Below are 16,301 nucleotides of genomic sequence, written 5' to 3' on the forward strand. Positions count from 1 at the left end.
AGGGAGCGGCGCAGACCAATGAAGGCGGAGACCGGCCGGGAAATCACGAGACGTGTCGGCGCATTCGCGCCGCTTCGCGCACCCGTGTTTCGCCGGATATGGTCGGCAAGCGTCATCTCCAATTTCGGCCAGCTCATTCTCGGGGTTGGCGCTGCATGGGAGATGACGCGGCTGACGTCCGACGCGTCGCTGGTTGCGTTGGTGCAGACAGCGCTGATGCTGCCGCTGATGGTCGTCGCCGTACCCGCCGGGGCGATCGCCGACATGTTCGATCGGCGCAAGATCGCGATGGCCGGCCTCAGCTTCTCGGTTGCGTGCGCCTGCGTCCTGACCAGCCTGTCCTGGGCCGGGCTGACATCGCCCGGGGTGCTGCTCGTCTTTTGTTCGCTGATCGGTGCCGGCGTCGCGCTGTACAGCCCCGCCTGGCAGGCCTCGATCCCCGAACAGGTCGAATCGCACCACTTGCCGGCCGCAATCGCGCTCGGCAGCATCAGCTACAATGTCGCGCGCAGCGTGGGGCCGGCGCTGGGCGGGCTGATCGTGCTCGCCGCCGGCGCCACCGCCGCCTTTGCGATCAACGCCCTGTGCTATCTGCCACTGCTGCTGGGATTCTTCCTGTGGCAGCGCCGCCACGTGCCGTCCCGCCTGCCGCCCGAGCGGATCGACCGTGCGATCGTCTCGGGCGCGCGCTACGCGTTGCATTCGGAATCGATTCGCACGGTGTTCGTCCGCGCCTTTCTGTTCGGTCTCGCCGGCGCCACCGCGACGGCGCTGGCGCCGCTGATCGCCAAGGATATGCTGCACGGCGATTCCGGCACCTATGGCATCATGCTCGGCTCGAGCGGTGTCGGCGCCGTCGTCGGCGCATTGCTGGTCAGCCGGTTCCGCGAGCGGATGGGGGCAGAGGCCGCCGCGAGGCTGCTGGCGATCCTGTCCGGCCTTGCGCTGGTCCTTGTCGGCCTCAGTCACGCCTTGCTGCTGACGTGTTTAGCCCTGTTCATCGCCGGCGGCGCGAACATCATGACGATCGCACTGTTCAACATCTCGGTGCAGCTCGCTGCGCCGCGCTGGGTGACGGCTCGGGCGCTCTCGCTGTTCTCGTCAGCACTGACCGGCGGGATCGCGATCGGATCGGTGATCTGGGGTATTGTCGCCAGTAGCTGGTCGGTCGAGGTGGCGGTGATCGCCTCGGGCGTTCTGATGCTCGCGATGATGCTGCTGTCGCGGTTCTTTCCGTTGCCCGAGGCGAGCGATGCCGGGGTCGAGCCGGTCGAGCTTGCCGCGCAACCCGAGGTGGCGCTTGCCCTGACCCTGCGCTCCGGGCCGATCGTCATCGAGGTCGATTATCGAGTCGATCCGGAGCAGGCGCGCGACTTTTACGATGCCATGCTCAAGGTCCAGCGGTCTCGGTTACGCGCCGGCGCTTTCGACTGGTCGATCTCGCGCGATGTCGGCGATGCGACCCTGTGGACCGAGCGCTACCAGTGCCCGACCTGGGGCGATTATCTGCGGTTGCGCGACAGGGTCAGCCAGGGTGACCTCGATGCGCAGTCGGCCGCTGACATCTTCACGCTGCCAGGGAAGCGCAAGGTCGTCCGGCGCCGCCTCGAGCGGCCGTTCGGCTCAGTACGGTGGAAGACCGACTCACCGGATCCGCGCCAGGACGCGATCGGCTACATCGCGCCATGACCGACACATAGTGGAAGGAGAGTTTTCGATGGAGGCGAAGCGCTATCGCGTCGTCCAATGGGCGACGGGCAATATCGGCACCAAGTCGCTGCGCGCGGTGATCGAACACCCCCGGTTCGATCTCGTCGGCCTGTATGTCAGCGCGCCGGACAAGGTCGGCAAGGACGCGGGTGCGCTGTGCGGCGCCGCGCCGACGGGTATCATCGCGACGTCGTCGCTCGCCGACATCGTGGCGCTCAAGGCGGATTGCGTGCTCTATATGCGCCAGGGCACTGATCCCGATGAGCTCTGCGCGCTTCTGGAAGCAGGCACCAACATCGTCACCACGCGGGGCGACTTCCACCATCCACGCGCCATGGACCCGGCGCTCCGCGAGCGGGTGGAGGCTGCCTGCGCCCGCGGCAACAGCTCGATCTACAGCACCGGCTCGAGCCCGGGCTTCATCACCGAGGCGCTCGCGATCCCGCTGCTGTCGCTCGCGCGCCGGCATGATTGCCTGACGATCGACGAATATGCCGACATGTCGAGCCGCGATTCGCCCGACATGATCTTCAAGATCATGGGCTTCGGCGTACCGATGGGCGAATTCGATCAGGGCAAGGTCGACTATGTGAAGCATGATTTCGCCGCCTCGCTTGGCCAGCTCGCCGACGCGATCGGGCTGCCCTGCGACAGCTTCGACGCGACGGGGGAGATGGCGGCGGCGCGCAATGACCATCATATCGCGGCGGGGCTGATCGCGGCGGGCAGCGTCGGCGCGATGCGCATCACCGTCACCGGGCGGCGCGCGGGCAAACCCGTCGTCCGCTTCCGCGCAAACTGGTATTGCACTGACGACATTGCGGAGGACTGGGGCCTGCGCGCCTCGGGCTGGAAGGTGCTGACCGAGGGCGATACGCCGCTCGAGGTCGCCATCACCTTCCCGGTGGCGCCGGAAGATTATGCTGCCTTTACGCCGGGCCTGACCGGGCATCGCGCGGTGAATGCGGTGATTGCCGTGTGCGAGGCGCCGGCGGGGATTCGCACGACGACTGATCTGCCACAGATCATGGCGCAGTTCGGGGGCTAGGCGCCACGTAGCTGTTTTTTGCCGGGGAGGAAGAAATGCGGACCGAGGCCAAGCGCCCTCAATAGCACGCGACCAAGGCCTCGCTGACCTCCCACAACCGCCGCGCGGCATCATCGTCCTGCGCGGCGGGGGAGGGAGTAATCGCGAGCCGCTCGTAAAAATAAAGCCCATTGGTAAGCCCAGGCTCGTCAGCGCTCGCCAGCCACACCAAGGTATCGGCGGCCTGCTCCGGCGTGTTGGCGCGGTCCCTGATCGATTCCATATAGGCTTGCATCGGCGCGTCGCAGTGGCTGGCGAAATTGCTGTCGACCACCCCGGGATGCATGGCGTGCGAGACGATCCCATCCGGCCCCGCGCGGCGCGCGAGCTCGCGTGCGAACAGGATGTTGGCGAGCTTGGCATGGCAATAGGCTGCGCCGCCCGTAAAGCCTTCGGCATAGGTGAGATCGTCCCACTTCATGGCGGGGCAATGCTCGTGCCCCGTCGACGAGACGCCCACCACGCGCACCGCTCCCGGCGCGCCTCTCGCCGCTGCCACCTTCAGCTGCGGCATCAGCTTTTTCGTCAGCAGGAAGGGTGCGAGATGATTGGCGGCGAAGGTCGCTTCATTCCCCTCGGCGGTGACGACGCGCTCAGCGCGAACGCCGCCGGCATTGTTGAGCAGCGCGTCGATCTCGGGCGCACAGGCGGCAATCTCGCCGGCGACGCGCGCGGTCTCCGCAAGCAACGACAGATCGGCGCGGAGCATGGTGAAATCGGCATCCGCTATCGCCGCCAATTCCGCCTCGGCGTCGGTGCATCGCCCGGCATCGCGGCCAACACCGATCACGCGCCAGCCCTGCTCGAGCAGCGCCCCGGCCGCCGCCTTGCCGATCCCGGCGCTCGCTCCGGTCACCACTGCGACGCGCTTGCCCATGGCATCAGTCATTCTTTGCTCTCCTTTGTCGCATCGGGCGCGGCGGGCGCGTTCAGGAACAGGCGCACCGCACGGGTGACCAGATCATCGATCTCGTCCTCGTTCAGCATGTTGCCGACACGATGATGCGAACCCGGCCTTCGACGACCAAGTCGATGAACAACCTCGCTGCCATTTCCGGGCGATCAACGCCAATCGCCCCGGCGCTATCGAGACGACGCGCAAGATCGGCGAGGACGCCCGAGCGATATCTGCCACGGCGTGCGCGCGATCACTTTACAGTAGGGGCGGGCTCGCGACATCCCGCGCCGAACGACCGACAAGAACAGGAGCGGATCATGCCGGGCATTCTCTCGGGCAAAGTCGCCCTTGTCACCGGCGCTTCGTCCGGAATCGGCGAAGCGGCGGCGCTGGCGCTGGCCGAGGCCGGGGCGGCCGTCGCGGTCTCGGCGCGGCGGGCCGGCCGGCTCGCCTCGCTGGTCACGCGGATTACTGGCAGCGGCGGCGAAGCCATCGCTCTCCCCGGGGACGTTTCCTCCGAGGAGGATGCCACCCGCGCCGTCGCCGATACCGTGGCGCGGCTCGGGCGTATCAATATCCTCGTCAATTCGGCCGGCATCATCCAGGCGGGCGGCGTCGAGAGCCTGTCGCTCGACGAATGGCGGCGAGTGATCGACATCAACCTGATGGGCACGCTCTACACCTGCAAGGCAGCGATCGGCCCGATGAAGGCGCAAGGATCGGGCGATATCATCAACATCTCCTCGACCGCGGGCCGCCGTGCCGCCGGTATCTTCGGTCCCTATTCGACCAGCAAGTTCGGCCTGACGGGCCTGACCGAGGGATTGCGCCAGGAAGTCGGCGGCGCTGGTATCCGAGTCAGCATCGTCGAGCCCGGCGCGACTGCGACCGAAGTCGCCGGCGGAATCAGCGACCCGACGATGCGCGCGGCGATGGCCCAGCACGTCGCCAAGGAAGGCGCGATGCAGCCGGCCGACATCGCGAGCGCGATCGTTTTCATCGCGTCGCTCCCGCCGCGTGTGAACGTCTCGCAGATGCTGATACGACCGACCATCGATACCGCCCCGATGTAACCGGGCGGCGCAAGCACAGAGCGCAGGATGATCGCGCCGGGACAGGGTGAGGAACAGCGCATGGCCGATCGGAAACCGCCTCCACCGCCCCCGCCCGAGGAGCTGCCGAGCCTGGCCTATCGATCCTATTTCCTCCTGATGATGGTGCTTGTCTCGGCCTCGGTCGTCGGCGAGCGCTACATGATGGTCGTGATGGTCGAGCCGATCCGCCACGAGCTTCACCTAACCGACACGGCGATCGGCATGGCCAAGGACATGATCATCGCCATCGTCTATATCCTCGCGGTCATTCCGCTGGCGCGGCTTGCCGATCGCTGGTCGAAGCGCAAGGTCGTCGGTATGGCCGCGGTCGTCTGGAGTTCAGCGGTGATCCTGTGCGGCTCGGCAAAGAGCTTCGCCGTCCTGCTGGTCGGCCGCGCCGGAATCGGTCTGGGCGAGGGTGGATTCACCCCGCCGTCCCAGGCCTGGATCGCTGACCTGTTCCCGATCAAGCAGCGCGCAACCGCACTGTCGATCTTCCTACTCGGTGCCTCGATGGGCACCTTCCTCGGTCCTGCCCTCGGCGGCTGGGCGGCGCATGCCTATGGTTGGCGCAACGCCTTGCTGTTCGCGAGCATTCCCGGCTTCATCCTGGCGCCGATCGTGTGGTTCACGCTGCGCGATACAAGAGCAGGGCTGGCTGACAATGCGCCCGCGATCCGGGAGCCGACGCTTCCATTCCTCCAGACCGCGCGCGAGCTGATGGCGATCGGGACGTTGCCGCCGCTGATCCTCGCCGCCGGGCTGAATGCACTCCTCACCCTGGGGCTGGTCAGCTGGGCGCCCGCCTTCATGGAGCGCACCCACGGCATGCCGGCCAATCAGGCCGGGCTGCAACTGGGTGGCGCCTTGTTTTTCGGATCGATCATCGGCCACACCGCCGGCGGTCCGCTGGCCGACTTCCTCGGGAGGCGCGATCTGCGCTGGTATATCTGGATCCTGATGCTGAGCGGCGCAGTCGCCGCAGCGCTCGGTTATGTGATCCTGACGGGGCCGGGCGACCGGGTATTCCCGCTCTTCGGGCTGACCATGATGCTGGGCGGCCTTTCAGCGGCGCCGCTGATGGCGGTGGTGACCGGCCTCGCCCCGGTCCGGTCGCGGGCGACCGCAGTCGCGATTCTGATGGTAACCATCCAGGTTGTCGGCCTTGGTGGCGGCCCGGTCTTTGTCGGCTGGTTGAGCGACACGCTCCATCCGGTTTACGGCGAGGCATCGCTCGGCATCGCGATGCGCTGGGTGCTGCTGGCCGGAATCCCCAGCACCATCCTGGCGTGGATGGCGAGCCGAACCTGCCGACGTGATTTTGCTGCCGCTGGCGGTTGGGGTGGCCCCGTCGCCAAATCGGCGATGCTTCACTGAGCGCGAGGCTTGGCAGGGACGCGCTGGCCGATCAGAATATCAAAGGAATCCATCGATGAGCGACGACATCAAGCCCCGCATCCTGCCGCTGCCGCGCGCGGAATGGAGTGACGACGCCCGCGAGGTCTTCGCCTATTGGGGCGAGCCCAATGCGTGGGAGGAGGGGTCGAAAACCAACATCATCATGGTGATGGGCAACCACCCCGATCTCGGCAAGGCCTTCAACGTCTGGGGCAAGCATCTGCTCATGTCGAACACGCTGCCGACGCGCGCGCTCGAGCTCCTCATCCTGCGCGTCGCGTGGCGGGTGAAGTCAGCCTATGAGTGGCACAACCATGTCGGTTACGGCATCAACGCCGGCCTCACCCTCGACGAGATCGCAGCGCTCCGCACCTTCCCCGACGGCGGCGACTGGAACGAGCAGGACGCGCTCGTCCTGCGTTCAGTCGACGAGCTGATCGACAGCGGCAATCTGAGCGACGCGACCTGGGATGCACTCGGCGCCCATTTCGACAAGCGCCAGAAGATGGATCTGGTTTTCTCGATCGGCCATTACGTGATGACCAGCTGGGCGCTGTCGGTTTTCGGCGTCCAAATCGAGGGTGGCGCCGACCGGATCGGGTTTGACCTGAAGACTGCCTCGGGCAGGATTCCGGGCAAGACCTGGAAGCCCGGCGAGGCCGAAAACTGGGTCGATACACGCGGCTATTGAGCGGTCTTCGCACTATCCGCCGCATCGCTCTAACGATATCGCGCCGGCCCGCTCGGGATTTCGCATTGCCTCGCGCGGGCGTGGCGATAGCACGGGCGCAAAGCGCACCTCAGTCCAAAGGGATCCGACACATCATGGCTACCGAAATCCTGCTTCCGAAGCTCGGTTTCTCGATGACCGAGGGCGAGATTGCCGAGTGGCTTGCCGCAGACGGCGATCATGTGAACGAGGGCGATCCGCTGTTCCTGCTCGAGGCCGACAAGTCGACCAACGAAGTCGAGGCACCGGCGAGCGGCATCCTGCATATCCTCGCCGAGGCCGGCGAGATCTATGAGGTAGGTACGATCCTCGGCACCATCGAGTGACGGCCGGTCTTGTCCGCGCCTGAAGCCAATCCTGCCGTGCGCCCGCTAAGGGTCGCGATCATCAGCGCGGCATGGGGCGCCTTCGCGCACCTTCCCGCGTGGCGGGCCATTCCCGGCGTCGAGGTCACGGCGATCTGCACCTCGCGGCGCGAGACCGCCGAGGCGGCGGCGTCACGACTGGGGCTGCCGCGTCCCTTCTGGAATGCAGCAGCGCTCGCCACCGATCCGGATATCGACATCATCGATTGCGGTACCCGGCCGAGCATCCGCCTGCCGATGGTGCTGGCCGCGCTCGCCGGCGGCAAACATGTCTATAATGCGAGCCCGCACGCGCCCGACTGGCCCGGCGCGAAGGCGATCGACGCAGCATGGCGCGCAAGTGGCCGCATCGGCGTCGTCGATGCCTTTGCCGAGTGGATTCCGGCCCAGCGCCAGATGAAGGCGATGGTCGAAGCCGGCTATATCGGCGCCCCGTTCGGCGGCACCTGTCACTTCAATCTCTCGCTGTTCAACCGGCCCGACAAGCGCTTCCCGTACAACTGGTTCGCGCAAGCGGGGCAGGGCGTCTCCGCGGTCCGCAACAATGGCAGTCACGCCCTTTATGCCCTGATCGACCTTTTCGGACCCGTGGCCGAGCTCGTCGCCGACGATCGCCAGCTGCTCGGGAAATGGGAATTCGCGGATGGTGATGCGATCTATCCCGAAACCAATGATTTCGTCAGCGTCATCCTGCGCTTCGGAAGCGGCCTGGTCCTGCAGATGCAGATCAGCTGGAGCATGGCGCTGCACGATGGCTGGCTGATCGACGTGTTCGGAAAGCAGGGCCGGCTTGTCGCGAGCTCACCGACCTTCCCGACCGCCCGCGACTGCACGCTGCGGGGCGGACAACTGGGAGGTGCGCTCGAACCGATCGACATCCCGGATGCGTTCCGTTCGGTCCCCGGCATCGCCCTCGACTGGCAGAGTGAACCGCAACCGAGCTTCCCGATGGCGCTCTCGATGCACGCCATGGTCGAAGCGATCCATGGCCGCGGTCGGGCGACGCCGGATTTCGCGCGAGCGCTCGAGGTCGAGCGGATCCAGGAAGCGATCCGGCTTTCTAGCCTCGAACGGCGCTGGGTGCGGGTCGCCGATATCGCCTGATCTGCGGCGGGTCTCGCCGTCACGTCAGAATGATGTCGGGCGACGTATTCTCCGCTTCGAGATGAACGCCACCCACGGCGTGCAATGAAAGACGCTCATCAGCACGTACATCGGGACCATGCCGGTCAGGGGCGACATGCCCGGCATATCCGCCGGGCCATGAGTCGCCGTCAGGACCGCCATGAACGCGAAGCTTGGCGTGGCCGCGAGGCTCAGCCAGCCGGCGCCGCCTTCATAAGGGGAGGTCATGCCTTCGTCTCTGGATCGTTCCGGAAGGCAGCCTCGCCGGCATCCGAGACTTCGACCCATTTCGGGTCGGGCGCGGCTTCAGCGGCGTAATTGTCGTGCCAGTTCCACCATTTATAGGGTGGGGTCCGGGGATAGCCCGCGGGCGAATCCTCCCATGCTTCCTGGCGCCCGAGCGGAGTCGCGTCGAGATAGCTCCACACGCTCCCCATCGCCTCGTCGCCGCGGCTGTTGATGAGATAGGTCCGAAACACCCGATCGCCGTCGCGGATGAAGACATTATGGCCGTGCCACTCGTCCACGCCGAAGTCGGCGTCGAAGCTGTCGGTGATGGTGTACCAGGGCATTTCCCAGCCCATCCGCGCCTTCAGCCGGGCGATATCGGCCTGGGGTGCGCGCGAGGCATAAGCGAGCGTGGTGTCGCGAGCATTGAGATGGGCGAGATGCGAGACCTGGTCGGCCCCCAGGGAGCAGCCGCGACAGGCATGGTCGGGCCAGCCGAACACGCCGGGCTCGAAAAAGGCGCGATAGACGATCAACTGCCGCCGGCCTTCGAACAGGTCGATCAGGCTCATCTGGCCGTCCGGGCCCTCGAATAGATAGGCCTTCTCGACAGCCATCCACGGCATCCGCCGGCGTTCGGCGGCAAGCGCGTCACGCGCCCGGGCATGGGCCTTTTCCTTCACGAGCATCTCGGCCCATGCCGCCTGCCAGAGCTGCGGCGACACGACCGGCGGATGGTTCCTCGGCAGTTCCTGTTCCATGGCTATTCCTCCTGCTCCCCGCTGATCTCGCCGATGCGCGAGACGACTTTCATCCAGCCGCCGCCCATGTTCCGATAGGCCAGCTCGTTCCGGGGCAGGACAAAGCCCGAATGAACGACGCGCAGCCGCGTGCCGCCGTCGTTCTTCTCCAGCGTGAAGGTCACGATGGTGTCGAGCGGCGCGCCATAGCCGACATTGCTCTCATGCCCGCCTGTCCAGCGATAGACGAAGCGCGCGTTCGGGATCACTTCGAGCACTTCGCACTGGATCGTGCCGTCCCATTCGCCCGCCGGCGTCGTCCGATAGGTGAAACGGCTGCCGGCCACCGGCTCGAAACCCGACGGCGTCATGCTGAGCCAGCGGCCCATCAATTCGGGCGTGGTCAGCGTCTTCCACACCGTCTCCGGGGTGTGGGGAAACACCTCGTCAACGACAATCTCTCGGGCGTCCGTCATCGTCGCTGCATGGTTCATGGGTCGATCTCCTTGAGCAGGCTTCTGAGGTCAGCAAAGCGGTCGCGCCAGAACACGCCATAATGGCTCATCCAGTCGACCAGCGGCGCCAGCCCCTCTGGCTTGGCGCGGTAATAGACGTTGCGCCCCTCCGGCCGCTCGGCGACCAGCCCGGCCCGCTTCAGCGATTTCAGGTGCTGGGAAATCGCGCCCTGGGTCACGAGGCTGCCCCGGGTCAGCTCGCTTACCGTGATCTCGTCGGATCTGACGATCCGCTCGAACACCGCGCGGCGAGTCGGGTCGGCGAGCGTGCGCATGACGGTGTCGATGGTGGCGGCTTCAGGCATGTAGAATCAATTAGTAGGCACTAATCTATTAGTCAATACTAATTCGTTTTCATTCGTGCGACACCGTGGGTCAAGGCCGACCGCACGGCCCGCCGGGGATGATACCAATACTCAAGTATTTGCTTGACAATTGGCGTCATGGGTTGATAGTCAAGGATATGCTTGACTATCAACCCATCGATAGCTGCTTCAAGGCCCTTGCCGACAGCACGCGCGTCGCGATTTTCGAACGCCTCAGTCGCGGCCCCGCCAGCGTGAGCGACCTCGCCAAGCCCTTTTCCATGTCGCTGACCGCCATTGGCCAGCACCTCACCATCCTGGAGAATAGCGGCCTGATCAGGACCCGGAAGATTGGCCGCGTACGGACATGCAGCGTCGACGCCGCGGGCTTGAGCAGGCTGACCGACTGGGTCGCGGAGCGCCGATCGCTCGTCGAGCGTCGCCTCGATCGCCTCGGTCAGCTGCTCGCCGCTGAAGACGAAGACCGGCCCATTTCACTGATCAACAAAGGAGAAATCGCCAATGAGTGACATTGCCACAGCCGATGCGGACGCCAGGGCGGCGCTTCATTCGACTTTCCAGGTCGAGCGCGATTATCCGCAATCGCCGTCGCGCGTTTTTCGGGCATTTGCCGACAAGGAGATGGTTCGCCGGTGGCGCGTCGAGGACGAAGGGTGCGAGATCCACGAATTCACCTTCGATTTCCGGATCGGCGGACGCGAGCTCTCCAGGTTCAGCTTTGCCGGCGGCCCCGAGATCCGGCTCGATGCCGAGTTCCAGGATATCGTTCCCGATCAGCGTATCGTCTTCGCCTACCGGATGGGGGTCGGGTCCAACCCGTTCTCGGCCTCGCTCACGACCATCGAGCTGACGCCGTCGGGCACTGGCACGCACCTCACTTATACCGAGCAGGTCGCGATGCTCGACGGCTCTGATTCAGCCCGGGGACGCGAGGAGGGTTGCCGCCAGCTTCTGGAAAAGCTTGCCGCCGAGCTTGATGGTCCAGGCTGATTGCGTTTCAGCCGGCGTCGACCCACGATCATGGCGCTGTCGCTGTCATCCTGTCCCGCCGCCCGCTCCTCCCCGGCGCGCTCGGCGGGCAGCGCGCTCAGGGCTGAACGAGCACCGGGTGGAGCACGACGGGATTGATTGGCGGCAGGCGCCGCAGCGGGCTCGGCAGCGAGGCCCAGGCGTTCCACGGGCCGGGCATGTTGCTGCCCGGCGCACCGGTGAGCAGGCCGTAGGAGGTGGCCCGGTACATGCGCCCGTCGGCCGCGATGCCCATCAGCACGAGCATGCCGGCTCCTCCGCCCTGCTTCATCGCGGCAATATTGTGCAGCGATCCCGGAATCTGCGCCCAGCCGGTGTACAGGTTGCCCGAGCCAAGCTTGACCCGCTGGAAGATCCGGTCGTCCCTGGTCAGGCAGAAGATGTTGACCCGCCCGCCAAGGTCGAGCGTCGCCGCGATCGCCCGCATCGGTGCCGGAACGTCGATCTGCGTCCAGCCCGACCAGGCGCCGCTCGCGGTCGGGTCAGTGGCATCGCGGGTATTTTGCTGGCGATGGAACAGCTGGCCGGCGCTGTTGACGCCGAGCAGGTGGATGAGCCCGTCGGTGCCGGTCACCGCCGCGACCTGAGCCAGCGCACCATCCAGCTGCTTCCAGGGCGTCCAGGTATCGGTCGCCGGCAGCGGAGGGTTGCGCTGTACTGACGCTTCCTGATCGCCGCCCAGCACCTGGTTGCGCGTGAAGATGTTCCCGAACTGGTTGGTACCGAAGACCTGCAGCGTCCCGTTGTGATTGCGGGCAACGGCAATCGAGTTCAGCTGGCCGTCCATCTGCGCCATTCCCGACCAACGGCTGCCGTCGCCCGGCGAGAGCTCCCAGCGATGATAAATGCCGCCGATCCTGCTGATGCCGAACGTCTCGACGCGGCCATCGGCATTGGCGCCCGCTGCCATCGAGACAAAGGCGCCGTCCTCTCCTTTCCATCCCGAAAAGGAAGGATTGGGGCCGCTCGGAACCGGGTTCAGCGTTCCCTGATAGGAGCTGCTGCCACCCGCCAGAAACGCATCCATCGGCTTGTAGATGATGTTGGCATACATCGTCATCGCTACCGGCGAGGCAACCGGCCCCGAATCCGGCTCGAGCCGGTCAAGCGCCACATGGGCGATCTGCCAGCTTGTGCCCTGCATCGCCTCGGCGGCAGCGATGGAGAAATCGACCCCCCGGGCAAAGAACGCGGTATGTCCGCGCCACCACAATAAGTCGTCGTCCGGATAGGCCTTGCCGAGCAGCGGCCAGTACAGAAACGCCCTGCCCGGCCCATGGGGGAGGTAAAAGACGCCGCCCCGCTCGCCCACCTCGACCCGCGCCGGCGTCGGCACGGTGAAATTGTAGCAGGCGCCGTGTCCGGTAACCGTTCCGCTGAACGTCGGCAGGTCATCCGGGTTGTCGATCGAGACATCGCAGGTCGGCGCGAGCTTGCTGATGAGTTGCTGGTTCGCCTGCAGGATGTGCAGCCTCAGCGTATCGGTCGGCAACCCCACATGCACTTTCGCTGCCAGCGCGATCGGCCCGACGAGGTTGAGCGCAAAGCCCATCTTGTCGACGGCTCTCTTGTCCGTAGCGGGGCCAGCGGCGGCGATCTGCGCCTGGGCATCATTGACGCATTGGTCGGCTGAGATGGCGAAGGCCTGCTGGTTGTCCGGCGAGAGCTGATCGATGATCTGGAATGTATCGACCGCAGTTTGCGCGCAGGAGGCGATCGTTGCAGCGGTGATGCCATCTATCTCGGCGATGATCTGCGCCTTGGATTGCGTGATCAGCGCCTGCAGCACCGAGAGGTCGCTTGGCTTGTTCTGGATCAATTTATAGGCGTCATAGCCTTTGCTGACGAAGGTCAGGAGAATATCGAACTGGGCATTGGCGGGCGTCGCCGCCAGGCTGGTCGAAACCAGCGCCGCGACACAGATCGCGACCCTGCGCCGGAACCGCCCGGCAGGCTTGGCCCCGGCCGTCACTTCACCAGTTCCGGATGACGATGATCGCGAACGATCACCGGGTGGCGCACCTGCCGGGCAGCCCGCACCGCCGCGCGTCTCTGTTTCACAATGGCGGATACCTCCATCATATAGGTCCGATACTCGTCGATCGTGCGGATCGCCGCCACGCGGGCACGGATCTGGGCATGCTGGTCGGGCGCCGCCGCCATGTGCTGGATTGCAGCGCTCTGCAGCGACGGGAGGAAATTCTCGTCGGAGATCGCGCTCAGCAAGGTGCCGGGCGGCTTGCTGGTCGGTGCTCCCGGCACCGTCCGCGCGCTGGCATCCGGCACCGTGACTGAATTCGGCAGCCGCGCCGGCGTGTCGGTGCGCGGCGCCTTCAAGGTCGCGAGGCTCTGCAGCCCGACCAGATTGGCGTCCCGGTCAGTCAGCGGATCGAGGTTGAAGAGCTGCTCGACCGTCGCCGGAATCACTGAATGCTCGAGGACGCGGTGTTCGATCAGCTTGCGGGGAATGAGCGGCGAAATGACGATGGCGGGAACGCGCGTGCCAAGCTGGTCGAACATGAAGCCGTGCTTCTTCCCGCGCTTGCCGGTCGGCGTGGCGCGCGGCGGCAGGACGTGATCGTAAAAGCCGCCGGCCTCGTCCCAGGTGATCACCAAGAGGCTGCTGTTCCACACCGGCGAGTTTCGGATCGTTTCATAGACTGACTTGATGAAGTCCTCGCCCGCCGCGACTCCGCCGCGCGGATGCTGCGAATTGCCGTTGTAGAAATCCTCGCTGAACGGGCTCACCACATCATAATTGGGCTCGATGAAGGTATAGGCCGCGTCATAGCCGTCATGCAGGTCGTCGCTGAAATCCTCATAATCGTCGATGTCGGTATAGACGCTGATGCCGTGCAGGATGGCGACATTGGGGAAATCGTCGCCGGCATAGATGCGGAAGCTGACATTCGCCTTGCGCAGGCGATCGAAGATCGTGCCATGATCGAAGCTGATATCCTCGCCGAGGATCTCGGCTTCGGCCTGGTCGCCGGGGCTGGGTGAATCGTCCCAGGTGTCGCACTCGGCGGCATGGACGAACATGCGGTTCGGCTCGGTCGGGCCGGGCATCGAGCCGAACCAGTTGTCGCACACCACGAACTCCTGGGCGAGCGCGTTGAGAACCTGAAGATTCTTCGGCGGGAAGCATTTCATCACTTCGCCTGCGCTGTCCTGGTCCGTGACGATGCCGTACGCGGCGGCATATCCCGATCCGTTCACCGGCGGATAGGCGCCGCCGTTCGGATTGAAATTGTCGTGATCAGCGCCGCATAGCGCGACCATGAAATCGTTGAAATTATGCGGCGGTCCGGGCGTGATCCGGTCAGTCGCATTGCCGTTGGCCGGGAAGGACTTTGCTTCGTAGCTCTGGGTTTCCCCGCCCTTCAGGCCATTCGCGCTGGTCGGCGCGCCCGAGTGCGCATCCGCCCCGTTGATGGCCGCAAGGCCGAGGAAATGATCATAGGACCGGTTCTCCATCATGCAGACAAAGACATGCTTGATTCCGGTCCGGCCTGATTTCGCCCCGAAATCGGCGAGCATGAAATGCGCCTCGCCAAAAGTCCCGTCGCCATTGTTGAGCGCGGTCCACACCCCGTCATCGCCAAAGCCGACAATGTCGGGCCGTCCGTCGCCGGTGATGTCGGCGAGAAAGCGCGGGTGGAGATCGATACGCCAACCCTGGTTGAAGCCGAACCCGGCCAGCACGAACCGCGCCTCGCCAAAGCCGCCATTGCCGTCGCCGAGCGCCACCCACACGCCGTCATTGCCGAAGCCGATCAGGTCGGCCCGCCCGTCGCCGTTGAGGTCGGTGACGAAGCGCGGATGCTGCTCGATCCGCCAGCCCTGGTTATAGCCGAGATTCGCCAGCACGAACTGTGCGTCGGTGACGGTGCCGTCGCCATTGCCGCGGCTGGTCCAGACCCCGGCATCCCCGAAGCCGACAATGTCGCTGCGGCCATCGCCGGTGAGATCTGCAGCGAAGCGCGGGTGCCGGTCGACCCGCCAGCCCTGATTATAGCCGAGATTGGCGAGCACGAACTTCGCCTCGGCAAAGCCGCCGTCGCCCGTCCCCAGGCTGGCCCACACGCCTGCGTCGCCGAAGCCGATGATGTCGGCATGGCGGTCGCCGGTGAGATCGGCCAGCGCGCGGACATGCTTCGCGCCCTGCCAGCCCTGATTGACCCCGAAATTCGCCAGCACGAACTTGCTCGGCGCAAAGGAGGGTGCCCCCCCGCTTCCGCCGAGGCAGAGCGACGTCCAGACGCCGTCATTGCCGAAGCCGACGATATCCGACAGGCCGTCGCCGTTCAGGTCGGCGAGGATGCGGGGGTGCAGCCCGACCTGCCAGCCCTGCTCGACGCTGAAATTATTCTGAACGAAGGTGACCGGCCCGAAGGCGCTGCCGCCCTGGCTCAGCGCCGCCCAGGTGCCGTGATCGCCGAAGCCCATCAGGCCCGGCACGATCCGCTCGGGAAGGTGGATGCCGCCGCCGAGGATGATCCGGGACCGGGCGACGGCCGCCCCGGTGGCCGCGCTCCTGCTCGCCTCGGCCCGGGAGAGCGTGGTGCCCGGATTGGCGCTGACGGTGAGCGGCGCCTTGGCGAAATTGCCGGTGGTCCGCACATGCTTTCCGACTCGCCAGGACTGATTATAGCCGAGATCGTTGAAGGCGAGCTCGGGCGGTGCGAAATTGCCATGCCCGTCATTGCGCGACACCCAGGTGCCGGTCAGCCCGCACCCCACGATATCGGCGCGTCCGTCGCCATTCAGATCCACAGGAAAACGCGGATATTCCGCGGTCCAGTCGACACCGGTCCAGCTCATAGGGGCTCTCCGTCAAAGACGTTGCATATGTCTTGGGTACGGCGCCATGCGGCACGGGGTTCGTGCGCTGTTCGCTTCGCTTCGGGCGACTCTGCTGATCAGGGTACGCCTAACCGGGGGCAAAGCCAGCCGGGGCGGCTGGCGGGTAATCTTGAGCGGATAACGGTCCGTCGCATCCTGTGTCGTCTTTTTACGACGCCATCTGCTTGGTCGCCTGTTAGCCCCGATGCCT

The 16,301-nt window shown here is 65.5% G+C and carries 16 protein-coding genes; 9 read left to right on the forward strand and 7 right to left on the reverse strand.

Features of this window, described 5'->3' with window-relative positions; all coding sequences use genetic code 11:
- Nucleotides 1-18: 18 nt before the first annotated feature.
- Together ABD050_RS16115 and ABD050_RS16120 are read left to right on the forward strand one after the other, a co-directional pair.
- A complete protein-coding gene (locus ABD050_RS16115; protein ID WP_343890493.1) occupies nt 19-1,689 on the forward strand; it encodes an MFS transporter in 1,671 nt (556 codons plus the stop codon).
- Between the two features lie 28 nt (nt 1,690-1,717).
- Nucleotides 1,718-2,758 carry an NAD(P)H-dependent amine dehydrogenase family protein gene (locus ABD050_RS16120; RefSeq protein WP_343890495.1) on the forward strand — a complete coding sequence of 347 codons (1,041 nt, stop codon included), beginning with the start codon at nt 1,718-1,720 and terminating at the stop codon, nt 2,756-2,758.
- A gap of 58 nt (nt 2,759-2,816) precedes the next feature.
- Here the strand turns inward: ABD050_RS16120 and ABD050_RS16125 are convergent, their stop codons facing one another.
- Nucleotides 2,817-3,686, reverse strand: a complete 870-nt coding sequence (locus tag ABD050_RS16125) for an SDR family NAD(P)-dependent oxidoreductase (protein ID WP_343890496.1) — start codon at nt 3,684-3,686, stop codon at nt 2,817-2,819.
- A gap of 326 nt (nt 3,687-4,012) precedes the next feature.
- Here ABD050_RS16125 and ABD050_RS16130 point away from each other — a divergent pair, with 326 nt between their 5' ends.
- The 5 genes from ABD050_RS16130 (at nt 4,013) to ABD050_RS16150 (ending at nt 8,386) form a co-directional block, all read left to right on the forward strand.
- Nucleotides 4,013-4,768: an SDR family oxidoreductase gene (locus ABD050_RS16130; protein ID WP_343890497.1), complete on the forward strand. Its 756-nt coding sequence runs from the start codon at nt 4,013-4,015 to the stop codon at nt 4,766-4,768.
- A gap of 60 nt (nt 4,769-4,828) precedes the next feature.
- Complete coding sequence (locus ABD050_RS16135; RefSeq protein WP_343890498.1) at nt 4,829-6,166, forward strand: MFS transporter; 1,338 nt, start codon at nt 4,829-4,831, stop codon at nt 6,164-6,166.
- A 55-nt stretch (nt 6,167-6,221) separates the two neighbouring features.
- Nucleotides 6,222-6,878 (forward strand): carboxymuconolactone decarboxylase family protein, encoded by a 657-nt coding sequence (locus ABD050_RS16140; protein ID WP_343890499.1) that lies wholly within the window; start codon nt 6,222-6,224, stop codon nt 6,876-6,878.
- A 134-nt stretch (nt 6,879-7,012) separates the two neighbouring features.
- Nucleotides 7,013-7,243: a biotin/lipoyl-containing protein gene (locus ABD050_RS16145; protein WP_343890500.1), complete on the forward strand. Its 231-nt coding sequence runs from the start codon at nt 7,013-7,015 to the stop codon at nt 7,241-7,243.
- A gap of 9 nt (nt 7,244-7,252) precedes the next feature.
- Nucleotides 7,253-8,386, forward strand: a complete 1,134-nt coding sequence (locus tag ABD050_RS16150; RefSeq protein WP_343890501.1) for a Gfo/Idh/MocA family protein — start codon at nt 7,253-7,255, stop codon at nt 8,384-8,386.
- 24 nt (nt 8,387-8,410) lie between these two features.
- On the opposite strand, the gene ABD050_RS16155 is transcribed toward ABD050_RS16150, so the two are convergent.
- From ABD050_RS16155 to ABD050_RS16170, 4 genes are read right to left on the reverse strand one after another with little or no spacing between them, the layout of a single operon-like run.
- Complete coding sequence (locus ABD050_RS16155; RefSeq protein WP_343890502.1) at nt 8,411-8,635, reverse strand: hypothetical protein; 225 nt, start codon at nt 8,633-8,635, stop codon at nt 8,411-8,413.
- The gene (locus ABD050_RS16160) at nt 8,632-9,396 is read right to left on the reverse strand and encodes a DUF899 domain-containing protein (RefSeq protein WP_343890503.1); all 765 of its coding nucleotides are present in this window, start codon (nt 9,394-9,396) and stop codon (nt 8,632-8,634) included. The genes ABD050_RS16155 and ABD050_RS16160 overlap by 4 nt, the downstream gene beginning before the upstream one ends.
- Nucleotides 9,397-9,398: 2 nt before the next feature.
- A complete protein-coding gene (locus ABD050_RS16165) occupies nt 9,399-9,869 on the reverse strand; it encodes an SRPBCC family protein (RefSeq protein ID WP_343890504.1) in 471 nt (156 codons plus the stop codon).
- A complete protein-coding gene (locus tag ABD050_RS16170; RefSeq protein ID WP_343890505.1) occupies nt 9,866-10,195 on the reverse strand; it encodes an ArsR/SmtB family transcription factor in 330 nt (109 codons plus the stop codon). The genes ABD050_RS16165 and ABD050_RS16170 overlap by 4 nt, the downstream gene beginning before the upstream one ends.
- Before the next feature lie 158 nt (nt 10,196-10,353).
- On the opposite strand from ABD050_RS16170, the gene ABD050_RS16175 reads away from it, so the two are divergent.
- On the forward strand, nt 10,354-10,725 hold the full coding sequence (locus ABD050_RS16175; protein ID WP_343890506.1) for an ArsR/SmtB family transcription factor: 372 nt from the start codon (nt 10,354-10,356) through the stop codon (nt 10,723-10,725).
- Complete coding sequence (locus ABD050_RS16180; RefSeq protein ID WP_343890507.1) at nt 10,718-11,206, forward strand: SRPBCC family protein; 489 nt, start codon at nt 10,718-10,720, stop codon at nt 11,204-11,206. The genes ABD050_RS16175 and ABD050_RS16180 overlap by 8 nt, the downstream gene beginning before the upstream one ends.
- A gap of 97 nt (nt 11,207-11,303) precedes the next feature.
- On the opposite strand, the gene ABD050_RS16185 is transcribed toward ABD050_RS16180, so the two are convergent.
- Together ABD050_RS16185 and ABD050_RS16190 are read right to left on the reverse strand one after the other, a co-directional pair.
- Complete coding sequence (locus tag ABD050_RS16185) at nt 11,304-13,217, reverse strand: tectonin domain-containing protein (RefSeq protein ID WP_343890508.1); 1,914 nt, start codon at nt 13,215-13,217, stop codon at nt 11,304-11,306.
- On the reverse strand, nt 13,214-16,069 hold the full coding sequence (locus ABD050_RS16190) for an alkaline phosphatase family protein (RefSeq protein WP_343890509.1): 2,856 nt from the start codon (nt 16,067-16,069) through the stop codon (nt 13,214-13,216). Before ABD050_RS16190 ends, ABD050_RS16185 begins: the two co-directional genes overlap by 4 nt.
- Nucleotides 16,070-16,301: the final 232 nt, after the last annotated feature.

The organism is Sphingomonas oligophenolica, from assembly GCF_039522915.1.
Taxonomy (GTDB): Bacteria; Pseudomonadota; Alphaproteobacteria; order Sphingomonadales; family Sphingomonadaceae; genus Sphingomonas; species Sphingomonas oligophenolica.